Source organism: Pontibacter pudoricolor, assembly GCF_010092985.1.
Lineage (GTDB): Bacteria > Bacteroidota > Bacteroidia > Cytophagales > Hymenobacteraceae > Pontibacter > Pontibacter pudoricolor.
The window spans coordinates 2495065-2514664 of record NZ_CP048106.1 but is presented as its reverse complement, the minus strand read 5'-3'; the positions used below and the strand labels follow the sequence as shown (position 1 = coordinate 2514664).

21 protein-coding genes are annotated in these 19600 nt (G+C 42.8%); 17 read left to right on the top strand and 4 right to left on the bottom strand.

Annotated features, from left to right (window positions below):
- Nucleotides 1–34 precede the first annotated feature (34 nt).
- The 4 genes from GSQ66_RS10815 to rpsF form a co-directional block, all read right to left on the bottom strand.
- Nucleotides 35–1015: a GSCFA domain-containing protein gene (locus GSQ66_RS10815; RefSeq protein WP_162427482.1), complete on the bottom strand. Its 981-nt coding sequence runs from the start codon at nucleotides 1013–1015 to the stop codon at nucleotides 35–37.
- Between the two features lie 125 nt (nucleotides 1016–1140).
- Entirely contained in the window at nucleotides 1141–1587 is a 447-nt protein-coding gene (gene rplI / locus GSQ66_RS10810) for a 50S ribosomal protein L9 (protein ID WP_162427481.1), read from the bottom strand.
- 13 nt (nucleotides 1588–1600) lie between these two features.
- Nucleotides 1601–1852, bottom strand: a complete 252-nt coding sequence (gene rpsR, locus GSQ66_RS10805; protein WP_068838643.1) for a 30S ribosomal protein S18 — start codon at nucleotides 1850–1852, stop codon at nucleotides 1601–1603.
- Nucleotides 1852–2217: a 30S ribosomal protein S6 gene (gene rpsF / locus GSQ66_RS10800; protein ID WP_162427480.1), complete on the bottom strand. Its 366-nt coding sequence runs from the start codon at nucleotides 2215–2217 to the stop codon at nucleotides 1852–1854. Before rpsF ends, rpsR begins: the two co-directional genes overlap by 1 nt.
- 491 nt (nucleotides 2218–2708) lie before the next feature.
- On the opposite strand from rpsF, the gene GSQ66_RS10795 reads away from it, so the two are divergent.
- The 17 genes from GSQ66_RS10795 to GSQ66_RS10715 all read left to right on the top strand — a co-directional run bounded on the left by GSQ66_RS10795 (nucleotide 2709) and on the right by GSQ66_RS10715 (nucleotide 19552).
- The gene (locus GSQ66_RS10795; protein WP_162429020.1) at nucleotides 2709–4031 is read left to right on the top strand and encodes a cytochrome c3 family protein; all 1323 of its coding nucleotides are present in this window, start codon (nucleotides 2709–2711) and stop codon (nucleotides 4029–4031) included.
- 43 nt (nucleotides 4032–4074) lie between these two features.
- Complete coding sequence (locus tag GSQ66_RS10790) at nucleotides 4075–7068, top strand: TAT-variant-translocated molybdopterin oxidoreductase (RefSeq protein WP_162427479.1); 2994 nt, start codon at nucleotides 4075–4077, stop codon at nucleotides 7066–7068.
- Nucleotides 7069–7088: 20 nt separating this feature from the next.
- Complete coding sequence (gene nrfD, locus GSQ66_RS10785; RefSeq protein ID WP_162427478.1) at nucleotides 7089–8525, top strand: NrfD/PsrC family molybdoenzyme membrane anchor subunit; 1437 nt, start codon at nucleotides 7089–7091, stop codon at nucleotides 8523–8525.
- Nucleotides 8518–9042: a DUF3341 domain-containing protein gene (locus GSQ66_RS10780; protein WP_162427477.1), complete on the top strand. Its 525-nt coding sequence runs from the start codon at nucleotides 8518–8520 to the stop codon at nucleotides 9040–9042. Before nrfD ends, GSQ66_RS10780 begins: the two co-directional genes overlap by 8 nt.
- Complete coding sequence (locus tag GSQ66_RS10775) at nucleotides 9042–9689, top strand: c-type cytochrome (protein WP_238395648.1); 648 nt, start codon at nucleotides 9042–9044, stop codon at nucleotides 9687–9689. The genes GSQ66_RS10780 and GSQ66_RS10775 overlap by 1 nt, the downstream gene beginning before the upstream one ends.
- A gap of 26 nt (nucleotides 9690–9715) precedes the next feature.
- On the top strand, nucleotides 9716–10975 hold the full coding sequence (locus GSQ66_RS10770; RefSeq protein WP_162429018.1) for a quinol:cytochrome C oxidoreductase: 1260 nt from the start codon (nucleotides 9716–9718) through the stop codon (nucleotides 10973–10975).
- Between the two features lie 24 nt (nucleotides 10976–10999).
- Entirely contained in the window at nucleotides 11000–12067 is a 1068-nt protein-coding gene (locus GSQ66_RS10765) for a cytochrome c oxidase subunit II (protein ID WP_162427476.1), read from the top strand.
- An 18-nt stretch (nucleotides 12068–12085) separates the two neighbouring features.
- Entirely contained in the window at nucleotides 12086–13915 is a 1830-nt protein-coding gene (locus tag GSQ66_RS10760; RefSeq protein ID WP_162427475.1) for a cytochrome c oxidase subunit I, read from the top strand.
- A gap of 8 nt (nucleotides 13916–13923) precedes the next feature.
- Nucleotides 13924–14997 (top strand): COX15/CtaA family protein, encoded by a 1074-nt coding sequence (locus tag GSQ66_RS10755; RefSeq protein WP_162427474.1) that lies wholly within the window; start codon nucleotides 13924–13926, stop codon nucleotides 14995–14997.
- Nucleotides 14998–14999: 2 nt separating this feature from the next.
- Complete coding sequence (cyoE, locus tag GSQ66_RS10750) at nucleotides 15000–15902, top strand: heme o synthase (RefSeq protein ID WP_162427473.1); 903 nt, start codon at nucleotides 15000–15002, stop codon at nucleotides 15900–15902.
- A gap of 2 nt (nucleotides 15903–15904) precedes the next feature.
- Entirely contained in the window at nucleotides 15905–16483 is a 579-nt protein-coding gene (locus GSQ66_RS10745) for a cytochrome c oxidase subunit 3 (protein WP_162427472.1), read from the top strand.
- Between the two features lie 20 nt (nucleotides 16484–16503).
- Nucleotides 16504–17250, top strand: coding sequence for a cytochrome c oxidase subunit 3 (locus GSQ66_RS10740; RefSeq protein WP_162427471.1), 747 nt, complete (start codon nucleotides 16504–16506; stop codon nucleotides 17248–17250).
- 70 nt (nucleotides 17251–17320) lie between these two features.
- Entirely contained in the window at nucleotides 17321–17662 is a 342-nt protein-coding gene (locus tag GSQ66_RS10735; RefSeq protein WP_162427470.1) for a cytochrome C oxidase subunit IV family protein, read from the top strand.
- A gap of 10 nt (nucleotides 17663–17672) precedes the next feature.
- A complete protein-coding gene (locus tag GSQ66_RS10730; protein WP_162427469.1) occupies nucleotides 17673–18341 on the top strand; it encodes an SCO family protein in 669 nt (222 codons plus the stop codon).
- On the top strand, nucleotides 18319–18876 hold the full coding sequence (locus GSQ66_RS10725) for a DUF420 domain-containing protein (protein WP_162427468.1): 558 nt from the start codon (nucleotides 18319–18321) through the stop codon (nucleotides 18874–18876). The genes GSQ66_RS10730 and GSQ66_RS10725 overlap by 23 nt, the downstream gene beginning before the upstream one ends.
- 30 nt (nucleotides 18877–18906) lie before the next feature.
- Complete coding sequence (locus GSQ66_RS10720; protein WP_162427467.1) at nucleotides 18907–19182, top strand: hypothetical protein; 276 nt, start codon at nucleotides 18907–18909, stop codon at nucleotides 19180–19182.
- Nucleotides 19166–19552, top strand: coding sequence for a DUF983 domain-containing protein (locus GSQ66_RS10715; RefSeq protein WP_238395647.1), 387 nt, complete (start codon nucleotides 19166–19168; stop codon nucleotides 19550–19552). The genes GSQ66_RS10720 and GSQ66_RS10715 overlap by 17 nt, the downstream gene beginning before the upstream one ends.
- Nucleotides 19553–19600 lie beyond the last annotated feature (48 nt).

The window sequence follows — 19600 nt, the reverse complement described above, 5'->3', positions numbered from 1 at the left end:
ACCTCAGGTACTTAGTTGTTAAGGCAGGCGAAAATTAAGTCGTTAGTTGCCTGCGCAGTTCACGTTCTTCCGACTCAGTGGAGATATTATAGTTGTCTGAAAGCTGTTGCAGTTGCGCAATCGTTTTAGTTATAAAAGTCTGGTGCGCTTCTGTGTGGGGGTGGAATGGTCGGTGAGTAATGGCTCTTCTTATCTTTTCCCAGGCTGGTATAAATTCCTGAAAACGCGGTTCTAAGTAAGCCGTTGCGAACTTTTGCCAGATATAATCTTCAGCAACAGGAGTGGGGTGCAACATGTCAGGCCCGTAAAAACGGTAATCCCGCAGGTCGTCCAGCATGATCTCGTATGCCGGGAAGTATAGTACATCTTGGTGGCGCTCTGTCATATCATGTGCAGCCAACCGTAGTATTGATTTACTGACACTGTTTGTGGGCAGTGTTTCCTTTACATGGCGCACCGGGCTAACGGTAACTATAGTTTGCAGCTCAGGGTTAAACGTCTTAAGTGCCTGGTAACATGCTTCCAGACTATAGTTTATCTCCTCTATAGTTAATAATGTCCTGCTGAATTGCTTTGCGGGTAGTTTGTGGCAGTTGGCAACTATAGTTCCGGTATCAGTTAGCTTATAAGATACGGCTGTTCCAAAGGTAATAATAAGTAGTTTAGCTTCTTTAAGCTGTTCGCGGGTCTGTACTAGCCGTTGGGTTATCAGTTGCAGCAGTTCGTCTTTGCTGGGAGACGAGAGCGACGAATGCAGGTCGTAACTATACCAGATGCCATCGCGCTGCACCAGGCTTTGCTCCAGGTCTAAAGGTTCGCCGGTTACAGCCTGCAGTAAGCGGCATACCGATATCGGGTTGAATATCGTTCCGAAAGGGTTTACCAGCACATTACCTTTATATGCCTTAAGTTTTGTCCCGATCACTTCTGCAAAGCATGAACCTATAGTTACCACCTTGTCGTGCAGGCTTAGGTTAAGGTCAGATGCTGGTATTGTTACTTCGGTGCGAAACATAGTTATAGTGTTATACTGCTAAAACTACAAACTATAGTTGTAAGTTATAGTTTAGCCTGAGATATGCGCATAAAAAAAGCGCCCCGAATTACTTCAGGGCGCTTTTATATAACCTATAGTTCTGATTACTCAGCAGAAACTACGTTAAATTTAACTGTGTGCTTCACCTCTTTGTGCAGGTTGATAGATGCAGTGTATTCACCTGCAGTTTTCACATCCTGGTCAAACGAGATACGCTTACGGTCTACATCAATTCCTTTAGCCTTAAGAGCTTCAGAAAGTTGGTTTGTAGTTACTGAACCGAAGATCTTACCAGTCTCACCAACTTTAGCCGGAATCTCAAGCGTGATATCACCGATGCTGTTAGCAATCTCCTGTGCATCATTCTTAATCTTATCAGCTTTGTGAGCAGCCTGACGGATGTTCTCAGCTACCATTTTCTTGTTTGCTTTGTCAGCGATAACTGCAAGACCCTGAGGGATCAGGTAGTTACGGCCATAACCTGGCTTTACATCAACTGTATCGTTTTTGTAACCTAAGCCTTTAACGTCATCTTTAAGTATTACTTCCATCTCTAGTCCCTCCTTATTTTAAAGAATCTGTTACATAAGGTAAAATAGCCAGGTGACGAGCTCTTGCAACCGCCTGAGCTACTTTACGCTGGAACTTAAGGCTGGTACCTGTCAATCTTCTTGGAAGAATCTTGCCCTGCTCATTTACAAATTTCAGGAGGAAGTTGCCATCTTTGTAATCGATGTACTTGATACCGCTCTTTTTGAAACGGCAGTATTTCTGACGATTCTCCTGCTTGTGTACTCTTTCGTTAACTAAGCTCATTATCCTTTAACCTCCTCTTTTTTAGCTTGTTTGAACTCGCCATTTCTTCTGCGCTCGTTATAAGCAACTGCGTGCTTATCCAGTACAGTGGTCAGGAAGCGAACAACTTTCTCATCACGGCGGTAAGTCAGCTCAAGCTGATCTACTACTGATCCGGGAGCCTTAAACTCGATTAGATGATAGAAACCAGTTGATTTCTTCTGGATTGGGTAAGCAAGCTTACGTAGACCCCAGTTCTCCTCGTGGATAATGTCGGCGCTATTTTCCTTAAGCACCTGTCTGAACTTCTCGACCGTTTCCTGCATCTGCGTCTCGTTTAATAGAGGCGTCAGGATGAAGACCGTTTCGTAATTTTTTAATTCCATTCTTTTAGTAGAATTTTTTTGATTTAGCTTGCAAAATTACAGCTTAGTATTTTTAAAACCAAAAGTTTATACAATAAATATAGATGAGCCAGAGAATAGCTGAGCTATTATTGTATGCAAGGAAATGTATATTATATAAATAAGGTGTAATAGTGGTTTTTAAAGAAGAGGTTTAAATCGATATAAACTTGCATTAAAAACCAATAACACAGTATGCAAGTATACCCACAGGTAATTGTACTGGAACCAAGCTGAAATTAGATAAATCAAACCTGGATATGTTGGAGTGAAAGGCCGAGTAATTTAAAATGATTCTAAATAAAAAGCCTTAAAAACGGAAATAAACGATATTTTGATCGTTCAACGTCTGGAAACCAACCAGCTATGCATAAGGTTCCAAAAATAAAAAGTATCTGTTTGAATAATGGAAATCGCATAGTAAGTTTGTGCCCGAAAAGTAAGTTCACCATTATACTAAAACGCAAGTGATGATGGCTACGATTAGCTGTATACTTAAAACTACACACAAGATTTTTCTTGCCTTCTTGTTAACTCTGGCTGTAACCTTCGGGGCACAGGCGCAGGGCGAAAGCGAGCAGGCAGAAATAGCTACTAAAGGAGTAGAGCCAGGTTCTACTGAAGGTGCTGAAACAGGTTCTGCAGATCCTGCGATTATTGACGCTGGGGCTGCTTTATTCAAAAATAACTGTGCCGTTTGCCACTCTGCAGGTAGCGATGTGATTGTTGGTCCTGGTTTAAAGGGCGTAACAAAGGCGAGAAGTGAGAGCTGGCTGATTAGCTGGATTAAAAACTCTCAGGCTCTTATTCAGTCAGGCGATGAGCATGCTGTTGCTATTTACAACGAGTACAACAAGCAGGCAATGCCTTCTTTTGCTTTCTCTGACGATGAGATCAAGTCTATTTTAGCATATGTTGATGCGCAGGCAAATGTAGCAGCTGCCGCACCTACCACGGTAGCCGGTCCGGAAGGAGCGACGCCTGGCGAGAATGTGGGGACTGATGCAATTGGCGCTGTTGGCAGTTATTTAGACATCATCCTGGTAGTGCTTATAGTTGTGCTGATCGTGTTAGTGGTAACACTTTTACTGATCTCTTCACTGCTTAAAAACTACCTTAACAAGAACCGTGATCTTGCTGAAGACGATAGAGAAATCGTAAATCAGCGTTTCGACTTCTCTAAGATCTATAAGTCTAAAGCTGTTCGCACGTTGGTAATGCTGATTTTTGTAGTTGTGTTGCTGGATCTGAGCCTTGATAAAGTGATGGGTATTGGTATACAGCAGGGCTATGCGCCGAAGCAGCCGATTGCTTTCTCGCACAAACTACACGCAGGCGAGCATCAGATCGATTGTAACTACTGCCACTCAACTGTTTACGAAAGCAAGAGCGCCAGTATTCCATCCGCTAACATCTGTATGAACTGCCATAGCCAGATCAAAAAAGAATCTCCTGAGATTCAGAAGATATACAAGGCTATCGAGCGCAATAAGCCAATCGAGTGGGTGCGTATCCACAACCTGCCTGATCTTTCATACTTTAACCACTCGCAGCATACACAAGTGGGTGGTGTAGAATGCCAGACCTGCCACGGACCTATCGAAGAAATGGATGTTGTATATCAATATTCTCCACTTACGATGGGCTGGTGTATCGACTGCCACCGCGAAACACCTCTGAACACTCAAGGAAACGCATACTATGATAACCTTGTGAAACTGCACGAATCTTCTTCAAAAGGAGCTTTCACAGTAGCTTCAAACGGGGGTACAGAGTGTTCTAAGTGTCACTACTAAGCAGTCAATTTTAATCTGAATATTCGAGTTTTCTAAACATATTATGCAAGACAGAATAAAATACTGGAAAGGAATTGAGGAGTTAGAAAATACTCCGGAGTTCGCAAAGCATGCTCATAATGAGTTTCCAGAATTCCTGCCAGTTGGTGAAGGCAGTGGCCAAGAAACTTCAGGGAGTGGTAAAACACACCGCAGAGATTTTCTGAAGCTATTAGGTTTCAGTGTTGCTGCTGTATCGCTTGCTTCGTGCGAGGCACCGGTAAGAAAAGCTATACCTTACCTGAACAAGCCAGTGGATGTAGAACCAGGAACAGCTAACTGGTATGCTACTACTTACTACCTTAACGGAGATTACAACAGTATTCTTGTAAAAACCCGTGAGGCACGCCCGATCAAGATTGAGCCAAACCCTACGTCTGCACTTACGCCAATTGGTACTAGTGCAAGAGCTCAGGCCGCGGTACTAAGCGTGTATGATAACAACAGACTTCGTACACCATTATTGAAAGGCAAAGAGGCTACCTGGGAGCAGGTTGACAAAGAGATCGCTTCCCGTTTAGGCTCTGTAAGTGGCAAGGTTGCTATAGTTTCATCTACAGTAATTTCTCCATCTACTAAGCAGCTGATCAATGAGTTCGGTTCACGTTTCGGTAACTTCGAACACGTGGTTTATGATGCCAGCTCTTCTTCAGCATTACTAAGCGCTAACAATGGTGTGGTTCCTGGCTATGATTTCAGCAAGGCAAACATTATCGTTAGTATCAATGCGGATTTCCTGGGTACCTGGTTAGCGCCGGTTATCTTCTCGAAACAATATATCACGAACAGAAAGTTATCTTCTGACAAAAAGGACATGTCGCGTCACTATCAGTTTGAGACAATTATGTCACTTACTGGTGCTAACGCTGATATTCGTGTACCGATCAAGCCATCACAGGAGCATGCTGTAGTTTCAGCGCTTTACAATGCCATCACGGGTGGCGGTGCAGCCGGATCTGTAGAAGGTATCGATTCTAAAGCATTGGCAAATGCTGTAAAAGATCTTAAAGCTAATTCAGGCAAGGCACTTGTTGTTTCCGGCTCTAATGATCCTTCAGTTCAGGCAATGGTTGCCGCTATTAACAACTCTTTAGGAGCTAACGGCGCAACTATAGATGCTGCTACACCTTACTTTGTAAAGCAGGGTAACGATGCGCAGATGATCCGCCTGATCAATGAAATGAACAATGGCTCAGTTGGGGCTGTGTTCTTCTATAATGCAAACCCTGCCTACGATCATCCGCTTGCTGACAAAATAGCTGGTGGCCTGAAGAAAGTTGGCTTAAAAGTGTCGTTTGCTGAGCGTGTGGATGAAACTGCAGCGTTGGCAGATATCGTGGCCCCGGATCATAACTTCCTGGAGTCATGGAATGATTACGAACCAAAGAAAGGCTATATAAGCTTAGCTCAACCTGTTCTTTCCCCAATCTTTACTACCCGCCAGATGCAGGATTCCCTGTTAACCTGGAGTGGTAATTCAACCAGCTACTACGAATACATCCGCAACAACTGGAGAAAAGTATTAACTGGTGATTTCAATAAAGCATGGGAAAAAGCAGTACATGATGGCGTATTGCAGAATGGTACCAGCATGCTTGCTGTCAGCAATACCTTCACTCCGGCAACTATAGGTGCGGCTCCAGCTAAACCAAGTTCGGGAGCTATAGAGGCTGTTCTTTACGAAAAAGTAGCCATTGGTTCAGGTGTTGAAGCTAACAACCCTTGGTTACAGGAAATGGCTGACCCTATTTCTAAAGCAACATGGGGTAACTATGTAGCAATGCCGCGTAAGATGGCTGAAGAAATGAAGCTTGAGCAGGGTACTGTAGTTAAAGTTACGTTAGCGAACAATTCAGTTATCGAACTTCCGGTACTTGTACAGCCAGGTCAGGCGCAGGGTACTGTGGGTATAGCAATGGGTTACGGCCGTGCTATAGATTCAATGCCGGTTGCTAAAGGACTGGGTGCAAATGCATTCCCGATTGCTACTGTAGCAAATAACAGCATTTATTATACAAGCCCTGTTAAAATAGAGAAAACCAACGCTACATCTGAAATTGCTCAGATGCAGACACACCACACGATCATGGATCGTCTGGTAGTGCAGGAAAACACGTTGGCTAAGTACAAAGAAAATCCAAAAGATGTAACGGAATATATTCGCATTGCAACACATGAAGGCCCTGCGAAGCCGTCTGCTATTTCACTTTGGGATGATTATGAATACAAGAACCACCACTGGGGTATGGTTATCGACCTTAACTCTTGTATTGGTTGCGGAGCTTGTACTATAAGCTGCCAGGCTGAGAACAACATTCCGGTAGTAGGTAAGGCTGAAGTTCTGATGCGTCGCGAAATGCACTGGATGCGTATCGACAGATACTATAGCGCAGTAGAGCATGAGCCGAAGGATTATGAGACGATGGAAGATCCGGCAGAAAACCCTTCTGTTATTTTCCAGCCGATGCTTTGCCAGCACTGTAACCACGCTCCGTGTGAGACTGTTTGCCCGGTTGCTGCAACGATGCACAGCTCTGAAGGTCTTAACCAGATGGCTTACAACCGTTGCGTAGGTACACGTTACTGTGCAAACAACTGCCCTTACAAAGTTCGTCGCTTCAACTGGTTCGCTTATTCTAACAACGATAAGTTTGACTATACCATGAATAACGACCTGGCTAAGTTTGTACTTAACCCGGATGTTACAGTTCGTGGACGTGGTGTAATGGAGAAATGCTCTTTCTGCGTACAGCGTGTTCAGCTTGGTAAGTTAGAAGCAAAACGTGAGAACAGAAGACCTAAAGATGGTGAGATCGTAACTGCATGTGCACAGTCATGCCCTACAGAAGCGATCGTATTCGGTGATATGCTGGATAAAGAAAGCCGTATCTCTAAGGTTCTGGCCAGCGAAAAGGGTGAGCGTGCCTTCCACGTACTGGAAGAACTTAACGTTCAGCCAAACGTGACTTACCTGACTAAAATTAGAAACTTAGCTTAAAAATAAAATTCGAGAGAATTATGCAGCATGTATCTCCGATAAGAGAGCCTCTGGTAACAGGGGGGAAAACATACCACGACATCACACAAGATGTCTGCAGACAAGTAGAAGCGAAGCCTAACATCCGTTGGGCTGCCGCTCTAGCTGTAGCCCTGGTAGGCCTCGCTATATTTTTATACTCTGTTTACCGCACACTATGGTATGGTATCGGTGAATGGGGATTGAACAAAACAGTAGGTTGGGCATGGGATATCACCAACTTCGTATGGTGGGTAGGTATTGGTCACGCCGGTACACTTATCTCTGCTATCCTTTTACTGTTCCGTCAGAAGTGGAGAACTTCTATTAACCGTGCAGCTGAAGCGATGACTATCTTCGCCGTAATCTGCGCCGCGATGTTCCCGGTATTACACATGGGCCGTCCTTGGTTAGCTTACTGGGTTTTACCATTGCCAAACACCTTCGGTTCGCTTTGGGTAAACTTTAACTCTCCACTGCTTTGGGACGTGTTCGCAATTTCAACGTATTTCTCTGTATCGTTAGTATTCTGGTACATTGGTCTTATTCCTGACTTTGCAACCATCCGCGACAGAGCAACCGGTCCTATAGCAAGAAGAGCCTATGCCGCTTTATCAATGGGCTGGACTGGTTCTGCCAAAGCATGGTCACGTTACGAAACTGTTTCCCTGATCCTTGCCGGTCTTGCAACACCACTGGTACTTTCTGTACACACAATCGTATCCATGGACTTTGCAACGTCTGTGATCCCAGGTTGGCACACCACTATATTCCCTCCATACTTCGTGGCAGGTGCGATCTTCTCGGGATTCGCGATGGTGTTAACCCTGATGATCATCACCCGCAAAGTGTTCTTCCTGGAAGACTATATCACACTTGAGCACGTGGAGTCGATGAACAAAGTAATCATCCTGACAGGTTCTATAGTTGGTATAGCTTATACTACTGAGTTCTTCATTGCCTGGTATTCAGGGGTGGAGTATGAGCAGTATGCCTTTATCAACCGTGCCTTCGGTCCTTACTGGTGGGCTTACTGGTCTATGATGACCTGTAACGTTATTACTCCTCAGTTATTCTGGTTCAGAAAGATAAGAAGAAGCTTAACAGCTACATTCATTATATCTATCTTCGTAAACATCGGTATGTGGTTCGAACGTTTCGTAATTATCGTTACTTCGCTTCACAGAGATTACCTGCCTTCTTCATGGGCTATGTTCTCTCCAACAATCATCGATATCGGAGTTTATGTAGGTACAATTGGCTTGTTCTTCACACTGTTCCTGTTGTTTGCTAAATTCTTCCCGGTAGTTAACATGGCAGAGGTAAAAGCAATCCTGAAGTCTTCTTCAGAAGTGAAGCATGCGCATACTTCACATGGAAAGTCAATGCATGGAACTGCACCAGAGTCTAACACTAATACACCTCACACCAATGAATAAGAAGTTTGTTTTAGGTATCTACGATGATGAGGATGTGCTTTTAGAAGCCATCGAAAACGTACGGGCTGCCGGTACTAAGATATATGACGTATTCTCGCCATACCCGGTACACGGTATTGATGATGTATTAGGTATTAAGCGTTCAAGACTTCCGATCGTAGCTTTCTTTTGCGGACTGTTCGGAACATCTTTTGCACTTTGGATGCAGATCTGGATGCTGGGCTTTGACTGGCCAATGATTATTGGTGGTAAGCCGCACATTGCAATTCCGGCATTTATCCCGGTAACATTTGAGTTAACGGTTCTGTGTTCTGCTTTCGGTATGGTGATCACATTCTTTATCGTATCACGACTGAAGCCATCTTTCAAAGTGAATGTTTTCGACAAGCGCTCTACAGATGATAAGTTTGTAATGGCGATCGAAGTTAAGGAAGGAGTAACTGACATGTCAGCACTGAATAACCTGCTTCGTTCAAACGGTGCAATCGAAGTAAACGAGAAGGAGGTAATCAAGTAATGAAAAATTTCATGAATATAGGCGTAAAAGCCTCTGCTGTTTTCTTCTCTGCTGCAATGCTGGTAGCCTGCAGTAACGAGCAAGACCCAGGTCTGGAATATGCACCGGATATGTATCATTCTGTTGCACTCGATCCATATTCACAGATTAAAGAAAATAAGTTTAACCCGGGCGGCATGAATATGCGTCAGCCAGCAGTCGGAACAGTAGCGCGAGGCAAACAGGGTTATAATATGTATCTTTCAGCTGATAATGCTGAGGCTGCAGGTAATGAATTGGTAAATCCATTGGAAAGAACCAGTGCAAACCTGGCAGAAGGTAAGATCCTTTATACACGCTTCTGCTCACCTTGCCATGGTGAACAAGGTGACGGCCAGGGCTTGGTTGGACAGAAATTCAAAGGTGTACCTTCCTATACTGCAGGCAGAGTAGCTGAGTTACCAGGCGGACATATCTACCATGTTATCACAAACGGGCGTGGCAGAATGATGCCTCACGCTTCACAGGTAGACCCGAACGAACGCTGGAAAATTGTAATGTATGTTCAGCAATTGCAGAAAGGCGAAACAGGCACAACTGTTGAAGCGACGGAAGCGGCAGGAGATACAACTTCAGCACAAACACAAACAGCAACACCTAATAATTAAGACTGAAGCATTAATTTTTGAGAATAATGACAGAAGAAAGACTCATTATACCACGAAAAACAAATAACAAGTTTTTCTTAATGATAGCCATAGGTGTTGTCCTGTTAATAGCAGGGATACTATTAATGGCTGCCGGTGGTGGAGCGGAACATGGTGAAGGACATGGTGAAGCTGCAGCAGCAGGTCACGAAGCAGCTTCCTGGACGAAGCGCTTGTTCATAAACCTTTGGTTAAATAACGTATACTTTACAGGCATTGCGATTGTAGGTGTATTCTTTGTAGCTGTTCAGTATGTTGCATATGCAGGCTGGTCAGTTCTTATCAAGCGTATTCCGGAAGCTTTAGGTTACTTTTTACCTATAGGCGGTCTTATCATGATCGTTATCTTCCTATTTGGTGGTCACGATATCTTCCATTGGACACATGACTATCTTTATGATGTGAATGATCCGCGCTATGACCCAATCATTTCCGGAAAATCAGGTTACCTGAACTTTTGGTTCTTCCTGATCAGAATGATTCTTTTCTTCGCGCTTTGGATATTGTTCTTTAACTGGTTGAGAAGATTATCCATTAATGAAGACCTGCATGGAGGAACATCTTTCTATCATAAGAGCATAACTGTTTCAGCTATGTTCCTGGTAGTGTTCGGAGTATCTTCTTCTATGGCTGCCTGGGACTGGGTACTGTCTATTGATACACACTGGTATTCTACAATGTTTGGCTGGTATGTGTTTGCAAGCTGGTTCGTATCTGGTTTAGCAGCTATCACGCTAACCGTAGTTTTCCTGAAGCAGAATGGTTACCTTAAAATGGTTAATGCGAATCACCTGCATGATCTGGGTAAGTTTGTATTTGCGTTCTCTATCTTCTGGACATATATCTGGTTCTCTCAGTTCATGCTGATCTGGTATGCAAACATTCCGGAAGAATCAATCTACTTCCTAGAGCGCTTAGGACCGAACTTTAAGTGGGTATTCTTTGTGAACCTTCTTGTCAACTTTGTATTCCCGTTCCTGGTGTTAATGACGAGAGATGCAAAACGTCAGATGATCATGCTGAAAATTGTAATGATTGCAATTCTAGTTGGTCACTGGTTGGACTTTTACCTGATGATGATGCCGGGGACTATGCGCGGCGACGCGGGTATCGGTTTCATTGAGATTGGAACAACGCTTATCTTCCTGGGAATATTCTTACTGGTATTTACGAAAGGACTTACAAAAGCCTCTCTGGTACCTGCTAATCACCCGTTCCTGGAAGAAAGTATACACCATCACGTTTAGAGATAATACTAAAAACACAATACAATGATTACGATCGCTATTGGTTTATCCATACTTCTGCTTTTCGTCGTTCTTTTCCTTCTTTTCAGGATCGGGACGCTGGCATCTATATTCAGAGGTTCCTCTCAGAGAGCAGTAGGTACAACTAAAACAAGCAATAAAGTGAACAGTATGCTTCTGCTACTATTCATGATAATAGGTGGTATAGCCTTTGCCTGGTCTTTCTCTGCATCATGGGATGATATGAACCAGCCGTTGGCATCAGTACACGGTGAATGGACAGATGAGCTATTCTGGACAACGATGATCATCATCGGTATCGTGTTTGTTATCACACAAGTGCTTCTGTTCTGGTATTCTTATAAATACCAGCATCAGGATGAAAAGCGTGCCTATTATTACCCGCACAATAACAAACTGGAGCTGATCTGGACAATGATCCCGGCCGTTGTAATGGCAATTCTGGTATTTGCCGGCTGGAAAACCTGGACCAACATTACCAGTGCTGCCCCTGCTGATGCAGTTGTAGTAGAAGTTATGGGTAAGCAGTTTAACTGGATGGTAAGATATCCTGGTGCTGATGGGAAACTAGGTATTACAAAGACGTCTCTGATAGATGCAACCAATGAATTTGGTATTGATTTTTCTGATCCGAATGCACAGGATGATATAGTTAACCCATTGGAGTTACATATTCCAAAAGGTAAACCTGTGTTATTTAAGATTCGTTCTAGAGATGTGATCCACAGTGTATTCCTACCTCACTTCCGTCAGAAGATGGATGCTGTACCGGGAATGCCTACAAAGTTATGGTTTGTTCCAACCAAGACTACTAGTGAAATGCAAAATGAGACTGGCAATCCTGAATTTAAGTATGAGCTAGCTTGTACTGAAATCTGCGGCCGTGGTCACTTTGCAATGCGTTATGTAGTTGTAGTTGATGAGCCAGAAGATTATGAAGCTTGGTTAGCAGGGCAGAAGGCCTTTGCGTCACAGAACCCGGATGTAGTAGCAAAATTCCAGACTACTAAGGCTGATCAGCCTGCAACAAGATTGGATGCTGCGGCAGAGGAAGAGAAAACAGAATTATAGCATTTAAATACTTAGAAAATGTCTAGTACAGATATCGCTATTAACCAGACTGATATGCATCATGGCCATGAAGAGCATGATCATCATCACGATTTGAATTTTTTTGAAAAGTACATTTTTAGCCTTGATCATAAGATTATTGCCAAGCAATATCTTTTCATGGGTATTTTATGGGCTTTCATCGGTGGTTTCCTTTCAGTTCTGTTCCGCTTACAGTTAGGATGGCCTGAAGCTACCTTTACTTTCCTGGAGCCGATTCTGGGTGGATGGGTGCAAAACGGAAAAATTGACCCGGAATTTTACCTGGCAATGGTTACTATGCACGGTACAATCATGGTGTTCTTCGTTCTTACTGCTGGCTTAAGTGGTACTTTCAGTAACTTCCTTATTCCGCTTCAGATCGGTGCGCGCGACATGGCATCAGGGTTTATGAACATGCTGTCTTTCTGGATTTTCTTCCTGGCAAGTATCATCATGTTTACCTCATTGTTCCTTGATTCAGGTCCTGCAGGTGGTGGATGGACCATTTATCCTCCATTAAGTGCTTTACCGCAGGCTATCCAGGGTTCAGGTACTGGTATGACCTTATGGTTGATAAGCATGGCGCTATTTATTATTTCTCAGCTGCTGGGAGGTGTTAACTATATAACAACAGTTATTAACCTTAGAACAAAGGGGATGTCTATGACAAAACTTCCTCTTACAATCTGGGCTTTTACGTTAACAGCAATCCTGGGTTTGTTATCTTTCCCAGTACTTTTATCAGCTGCACTGCTTCTTATATTCGACCGTAGCTTCGGAACCAGCTTCTTCTTATCTGATATTTATATTGCCGGACAGGCTTTATCAAACACAGGAGGTAGCCCGATTCTGTTCCAGCACTTGTTCTGGTTCTTAGGTCACCCTGAAGTTTACATTGTAATCCTTCCAACCTTCGGTATCGTTTCTGAAGTTATCGCTACTAATTCACGCAAACCTATATTTGGTTACAGAGCCATGATCGGCTCAATGCTGGGTATTGCGGTACTTTCTTTCGTAGTCTGGGCACACCACATGTTCGTAACAGGTATGAATCCTTTCTTAGGATCGGTCTTCATGTTCCTGACACTGATCATTGCTGTACCTTCGGCCGTGAAAGTATTTAACTGGATAGCCACACTGTGGAGGGGTAACATCCGCTTTACATCAGCCATGATGTTCGCCATCGGTTTCGTATCCCTGTTTATTTCAGGTGGTTTAACAGGTATTATTCTTGGTAACTCAGCACTTGATATTCAGCTACACGATACATACTTTGTAGTAGCTCACTTCCACCTTGTAATGGGAGCAGCAGCATTCTTCGGTATGTTCTGCGGTATTTATCACTGGTTCCCTAAGATGTTCGGCAGAATGATGGATGAGAAAATGGGATTTGTTCATTTCTGGTTAACATTCATTGCTGTTTACCTGGTGTTTATGCCTATGCACTATGTAGGTATTGCAGGCTTCCCAAGAAGATACTACAACTGGACAGGTTTCGAAACATTTAACATGTTCACTGATCTTAATACTTTCATTAGTATTGCTGCAATAATTGGTTTTACAGCGCAGTTCTTGTTCCTGTTCAACTTCATTTACAGCATGTTTAAAGGAAGAAGAGCATCACTTAACCCATGGCATTCTAACACGCTTGAGTGGACAACACCAGTAAATCCGGGACACGGTAACTGGCCAGGTGAGATCCCAGCTGTTTACAGATGGCCTTACGATTATAGCAAGCCGGGTGCAGCTGAAGACTTTATTCCGCAGAACGTACCTTTCTCAGAGACGCAGTCATCTAACCTGCCACAGGAGAGAGTTCTAGAGTAATTTCATAAATGGTTAATAAATCTTCTAAGGAACAAAAATTTAGAAGAATAGGGGTACTTACAGTAATTGCTGTTTACTTTCTAATCTTAGTTGGAGGAATCGTCAGAAGCACGGGATCGGGGATGGGTTGTCCAGACTGGCCAAAGTGCTTTGGAAGTTGGGTTCCTCCAACTAATGTTAACCAATTGCCAGAAGATTACCTTGAGGTATACAAAAAGCAGAGGATAGAGAAGAATCAGAAACTGGCAGGATACCTGGATAAGGCGGGATTTGAAAAGGTAGCAGCGTATATCTTTACACATCCGAGTCAGTACATCGAAACTGAGTTTAACGTAACCAAAACCTGGATAGAGTATCTTAACAGACTGGTTGGTGTTGGCATAGGTATTCTGATATTTCTGACCTTACTCTACGCCATACCTTTTCTAAAATCTGACCCTTCTGTTTTCTATTTATCTCTGGCTAGTTTTATACTCGTTGGCATAGAAGGGTGGTTGGGGTCTATTGTTGTATCGACCAATCTGTTACCGATAACGATTACGATACATATGGCGCTTGCGCTGGTTCTTGTAGCTTTGTTGCAGTATGCTGTAGTAAGAGTAAGAGAACGTGATAAAAAAACAACCTTACCATTCAGCAGCAGGCTGAATGTAATGATCTGGGCAGTACTGTTAACTACGTTCGGACAGATACTGCTCGGAACTCAGATCAGAGAAGAAATAGATATAGTTGCTTTTACCATGGGGGATGCGCTCCGCGCTGAGTGGATTGACAACCTCGGTTTAAGTTTTTATATACACCGGTCTTTTTCTATAGTTGTTGTGGGTATGCATGTATATCTTGCTTACCTGATCTATCAACTAAAAGACCAAAGATTAACCCGTTGGACCAATGTGATGCTTTTTATAGTTCTTGCAGAGGTTATCTTCGGTGTTATTCTGACCTACTTTGCAATGCCATCGGTAATGCAACCACTTCATTTAACGTTTGCAGCGTTATTGTTCGGAGCGGAGTTCATGATTCTGATAATTTATTATTACGCATCTAAAAGGGTGCATAAAAAGTCGGTAGCTATAGTATAGTGATGTTGATTGAAGAAAAGAAAGCGCTACTGCCTCAAATTGGAATGGGAACTAAAGCCTCAGCATATTTCAAGTTACTGAAGTTCAGGCTAAGCTTTACGGTCTCTTTTTCCAGTGCTATCGGGTTTATACTTGGCAGGCCAGTAGCTACTTACTGGGAGATAGCTCTTGTAATGATTGGTGGATTACTGGTAACAGGATCTGCTAACATTATAAACCAGATCATTGAAAGAGAGTACGACAAACTTATGAAACGTACAGCGAAGCGACCATTGCCAACCGGGCAGGTTAGTGTAGCTGAAGCAATTGGTGTCTGTATAATTACAGGTGTAGCAGGATTACTGATTCTTGGATATACTTTTAATGTACTGACAGCTGCTTTATCGTTACTTTCGCTTGTACTATACGGATTTGTTTATACGCCACTTAAGCGTATCAGCCCGATCTGTGTATTTGTTGGAGCAATTCCAGGAGCAATGCCTCCGCTAATTGGTTGGGTGGCTGCAACAGGAGTGTTGGGAGTAGAAGCCTGGATATTATTCGGAATTCAGTTTATGTGGCAGTTCCCGCATTTTTGGGCTATTGCCTGGGTGTTGGATGATGATTATAAGAAAGCAGGGTTTAAAATGCTGCCAATGGCTGGCGGGAAAAACCTTAAAACAGCTATCCAGATCATGATCTATACCTTAGTACTGATTCCGTTTAGCCTGTTACCATTGCAGTTTGGTATGACAGGAACAACCTCAGCGCTTATAGCTGTAGTTTGTGGCGTACTGTTCCTGGCCCAAACATTTTATCTCATGCGTACCTGCACTAAAAAAGCAGCGATGAATATCATGTTCGGATCATTTTTATATTTACCGATCGTACAGATCGCATTTGTTTTAGATAAAGTTAACCTATAACCATGGTTACGAATATAGAAAATCAAAATACCGGAAGCGTTCACCCGCTTAAATTTTCGCTCTGGTTAATCATTATCAGTATCCTGATGATGTTCGGAGCTTTTACAAGTGCTTATATAGTAAGGCGCGAAGAAGGCAACTGGCTGGAATTTGACCTGCCGCAGATGTTCATCATCAATACTATAGTTATTATAGCAAGTAGTATTACAATGCAATGGGCTTACTTTGCTGCCAAAAAGAATAACCTGGGCTTGGTTAAGCTTATGTTGTTCCTTACAATGGCATTAGGAATTGTCTTTTTATATGGACAGTTAAGTGCCTGGGGAGACCTGGTACAGAATAACGTGTATTTTGGAGGAACAGAAAGCAACCCGGCCGGCTCGTTTCTGTATGTACTAACAGGAGTTCACGGTTTTCACTTAATAACAGGATTAATATTTTTAGCTATCCTGCTGATAGCGAGCTTTAAATATAAAGTACACTCCAAAAAAATGCTCCGTATGCAGTTATGTACTACGTATTGGCACTTTTTAGGCGGACTTTGGCTATATTTGTACTTCTTTTTACTGGTAAATCACTAAACACGTTTTATACATAAACTATGTCTACATCAACTACGCTGGAAGCACCTAATACAGGTACATGGGATGGTGGCAATGAACCATTGAAAGCGAGCTATGGAAAACTCATGATGTGGTTTTTCCTGCTGTCCGATGCATTTACATTTGGCGCTTTTCTGATCGTTTATGGTTTGTCGCGTCATAGCAACCTGGCCTATACCGGAAAAGCTGAGGATTTCACTTTCTCTACAGAATGGTGGCCAATACCTGAAAAAGTATTTAATGCATTCCCTGGCCTGCATGGCATGGATCTTCCGCTTGCATTCGTTGCGTTAATGACCATGATTCTGATTTTGAGTTCTGTAACAATGGTACTAGCCGTTGAAGCCGGACACAGAATGGATAAGAATGATGTGCAGAAGTGGTTACTTTGGACAATCCTGTTTGGTGCAACTTTCCTTGGTTGCCAGGCATGGGAATGGTCTCACTTTATTGCAGGTGATGGCGTAGGATTACAGTTAGCCGATGGCACAACTATAATGGGCGCTAACCTGACCATGAATCAATATGGCCCGCCGTTGTTTGCCGACCTGTTTTTCTTTATCACAGGTTTCCACGGTACGCACGTATTTACTGGCTGGATCATGCTGGTAATGATATTCATTAATACTGTTAACGGAGTGTACCACAAACGCGGACATTACGAGATGGTTGAGAAAGTTGGTCTGTACTGGCACTTTGTTGACCTTGTGTGGGTATTCGTTTTCACATTCTTCTACCTGATCTAACAGAACAAAGTATAAACTAATTACCTGCCTAGCGCTTAACACAGTAAAACAGGTATAAACGTTATAACATATGGCAACGCATCACGAACAAGATTTTAATACAACTACAGAAGTTCCGAAGCCGCAAACAAAAGCGATCTGGAGAACTTTCATCATACTGGTAGCATTAACGGCGGTAGAATTCATATTTGCCTTTACAATGGAAGCCAGCACAGTTCGTAACTCAATCTTTATTATACTTACCATTTTCAAAGCATTTTACATTGTAGGTGAGTTTATGCACTTAAAGCACGAGTCAAAAGTGCTTATATGGTCTATACTTTTACCAATGGCACTGGTAACCTGGCTTATGGTAGCGTTAATTGCAGAAGGAAGTTACTACTTCGAGTCGATCACGAATTATTTCAAATAAACAAGACTACATGCGTAAGATAAAGGCACTAATGTTAGGACTCCTGATATTAGTGCCTATTTTCGTTTTTATATTTATCTATACTTTCGGGGAGCACCATTTCAAAGTAAAAGGCTACTACCCGGAAACAAATGATAAAGGAGAAGTGCTGTTTAACGAGAAAGGCGATACGCTTTTCCAGACGGTGCAGGATTTTAAACTTACCGACCAGAGCAATACTACTTTTTCGCAGGCCGATCTGCAAGTCAAGATTTATGTTGTAAACTTTTTTTACACGGATTGCCCGGACCTATGCCGCAAAATGAGTTCTCAGTTAGTACGGGTGCAGGATGCTTACCAGAACAATCCAACTATAGCGCTTGTTTCTATTACAACCAAACCTGAAGAAGATTCTGTTAGTGTATTAAAAAAGTATGCTTCAGAATATAGTGCCGATACTACAAAATGGCATTTCCTGACAGGCGACAAGAAGGAAATCTATAGGCTGGCACAAAATGGTTTTAAACTGCCTTTGCAAAAGACCGGTGGACCTGAAGACTTTTTACATAGCGATAAGTTTATACTGGTGGATAAAGAGCACAAGGTAAGAGGAGTTTATAAAGGCACCAGTGTAACCGATGTAGACCGGCTTATACTAGAGATTAACGTTCTATTAGATGAGTACAGTAAAAGTAAATAATCCCAATGCTGCCCGCGAAAGGCGCATGATGTTCCTGATTGCTACGCTGTCAATTTTAATTCCTGTGGCTGTAGCGGCTTTATTCTTTCTCGACAAGGCAGTGGCAGATGCTTCCGTTGATGTTTCTTTTCAGCCACCTTTACATGCTGTACTAAATTCGTTAACGGCTATTGCACTTATAGTTGGTTACTATAACATCAAACGTAATAACATTAAAGTGCACCGTGCCTCGATGCTTACAGCGTTCGGGTTATCGGCAATCTTCCTGGTGTCGTATGTAACTTACCATTTTTTAGGTGAGCGCACCATATATGGCGGCGAAGGTGCCTTAAAGTATATTTACTATTTTGTACTGCTTACACATATAGTGCTGGCGGTAGTTATAGTTCCGTTGGTACTGCTCTCTGTTTATTTTGGTATTACAAATCAGCTTGCGCGCCATCGCCGCATATCACGCTGGACATTCCCGATCTGGTTATATGTGGCAATTTCGGGTGTGTTGGTTTACCTGCTTATTTCGCCATATTATAATTAAATTACGTAAAGTAAATTACTTGTTGGGCATATGAAAAAGTTAACGATCAAAGGTTTGGCAACTATAGTTTTTGTGTTGGGGCTAGTACTTGCCACAGCTACAAACAGCTATAGCCAGTGCGCCATGTGCCGAGCCACAGTTGAGTCTAATGTGGGAACAGGCAAAGCAGAGTCTGATACTGCAGTCGGTTCCGGGTTGAACACAGGTATCCTGTACCTGATGGCGATACCATACATCCTGATCGGAACTGTAGGCTTTTTATGGTACAAGAGCAACAAGAAAAACAAGAATGGCGGCACCAACTAAAGTAGGAGCTATTGTAAACTGTCGTTGTCCGCGTTGCCGTAAAGGTAAAATATTCACGCATCCTGCTTACAACCTCCGCAAATTCGATAGCATGTATGATGACTGCCCCGTGTGTGGGTTGCACTATGAGGTGGAAGTAGGGCTATTTTACGGCGCCATGTACATCAGCTATGGTTTTTCGGTAGCGATCGTTTTTATAGTTGGCGTTCTTCTCTATAACCTCGCCGGAGATCCGCCTACTTGGGTATACATTAGTACAGTTGCCGGCATTGTCATTGTAGCAGCTCCCGTATTATTCCGTTACTCCCGCGTGCTGATGCTGTACTTTTTTTCAGGCATTAACTATAACCCATCCTATAACAAAGTATAAATCTGTACTGAATCAATAGGCCTTATCCTGCGTTTTAGTTAAATTCGT

What these genes read in the sequence shown, in the direction of transcription:
- GSQ66_RS10815 (WP_162427482.1), bottom strand. Translation starts at nt 1,015, where the DNA reads ATGTTTCGCACCGAAGTAACAATACCAGCATCTGACCTTAACCTAAGC.
- rplI (WP_162427481.1), bottom strand. Translation starts at nt 1,587, where the DNA reads ATGGAAGTAATACTTAAAGATGACGTTAAAGGCTTAGGTTACAAAAAC.
- rpsR (WP_068838643.1), bottom strand. Translation starts at nt 1,852, where the DNA reads ATGAGCTTAGTTAACGAAAGAGTACACAAGCAGGAGAATCGTCAGAAA.
- rpsF (WP_162427480.1), bottom strand. Translation starts at nt 2,217, where the DNA reads ATGGAATTAAAAAATTACGAAACGGTCTTCATCCTGACGCCTCTATTA.
- GSQ66_RS10795 (WP_162429020.1), top strand. Translation starts at nt 2,709, where the DNA reads ATGGCTACGATTAGCTGTATACTTAAAACTACACACAAGATTTTTCTT.
- GSQ66_RS10790 (WP_162427479.1), top strand. Translation starts at nt 4,075, where the DNA reads ATGCAAGACAGAATAAAATACTGGAAAGGAATTGAGGAGTTAGAAAAT.
- nrfD (WP_162427478.1), top strand. Translation starts at nt 7,089, where the DNA reads ATGCAGCATGTATCTCCGATAAGAGAGCCTCTGGTAACAGGGGGGAAA.
- GSQ66_RS10780 (WP_162427477.1), top strand. Translation starts at nt 8,518, where the DNA reads ATGAATAAGAAGTTTGTTTTAGGTATCTACGATGATGAGGATGTGCTT.
- GSQ66_RS10775 (WP_238395648.1), top strand. Translation starts at nt 9,042, where the DNA reads ATGAAAAATTTCATGAATATAGGCGTAAAAGCCTCTGCTGTTTTCTTC.
- GSQ66_RS10770 (WP_162429018.1), top strand. Translation starts at nt 9,716, where the DNA reads ATGACAGAAGAAAGACTCATTATACCACGAAAAACAAATAACAAGTTT.
- GSQ66_RS10765 (WP_162427476.1), top strand. Translation starts at nt 11,000, where the DNA reads ATGATTACGATCGCTATTGGTTTATCCATACTTCTGCTTTTCGTCGTT.
- GSQ66_RS10760 (WP_162427475.1), top strand. Translation starts at nt 12,086, where the DNA reads ATGTCTAGTACAGATATCGCTATTAACCAGACTGATATGCATCATGGC.
- GSQ66_RS10755 (WP_162427474.1), top strand. Translation starts at nt 13,924, where the DNA reads ATGGTTAATAAATCTTCTAAGGAACAAAAATTTAGAAGAATAGGGGTA.
- cyoE (WP_162427473.1), top strand. Translation starts at nt 15,000, where the DNA reads ATGTTGATTGAAGAAAAGAAAGCGCTACTGCCTCAAATTGGAATGGGA.
- GSQ66_RS10745 (WP_162427472.1), top strand. Translation starts at nt 15,905, where the DNA reads ATGGTTACGAATATAGAAAATCAAAATACCGGAAGCGTTCACCCGCTT.
- GSQ66_RS10740 (WP_162427471.1), top strand. Translation starts at nt 16,504, where the DNA reads ATGTCTACATCAACTACGCTGGAAGCACCTAATACAGGTACATGGGAT.
- GSQ66_RS10735 (WP_162427470.1), top strand. Translation starts at nt 17,321, where the DNA reads ATGGCAACGCATCACGAACAAGATTTTAATACAACTACAGAAGTTCCG.
- GSQ66_RS10730 (WP_162427469.1), top strand. Translation starts at nt 17,673, where the DNA reads ATGCGTAAGATAAAGGCACTAATGTTAGGACTCCTGATATTAGTGCCT.
- GSQ66_RS10725 (WP_162427468.1), top strand. Translation starts at nt 18,319, where the DNA reads ATGAGTACAGTAAAAGTAAATAATCCCAATGCTGCCCGCGAAAGGCGC.
- GSQ66_RS10720 (WP_162427467.1), top strand. Translation starts at nt 18,907, where the DNA reads ATGAAAAAGTTAACGATCAAAGGTTTGGCAACTATAGTTTTTGTGTTG.
- GSQ66_RS10715 (WP_238395647.1), top strand. Translation starts at nt 19,166, where the DNA reads ATGGCGGCACCAACTAAAGTAGGAGCTATTGTAAACTGTCGTTGTCCG.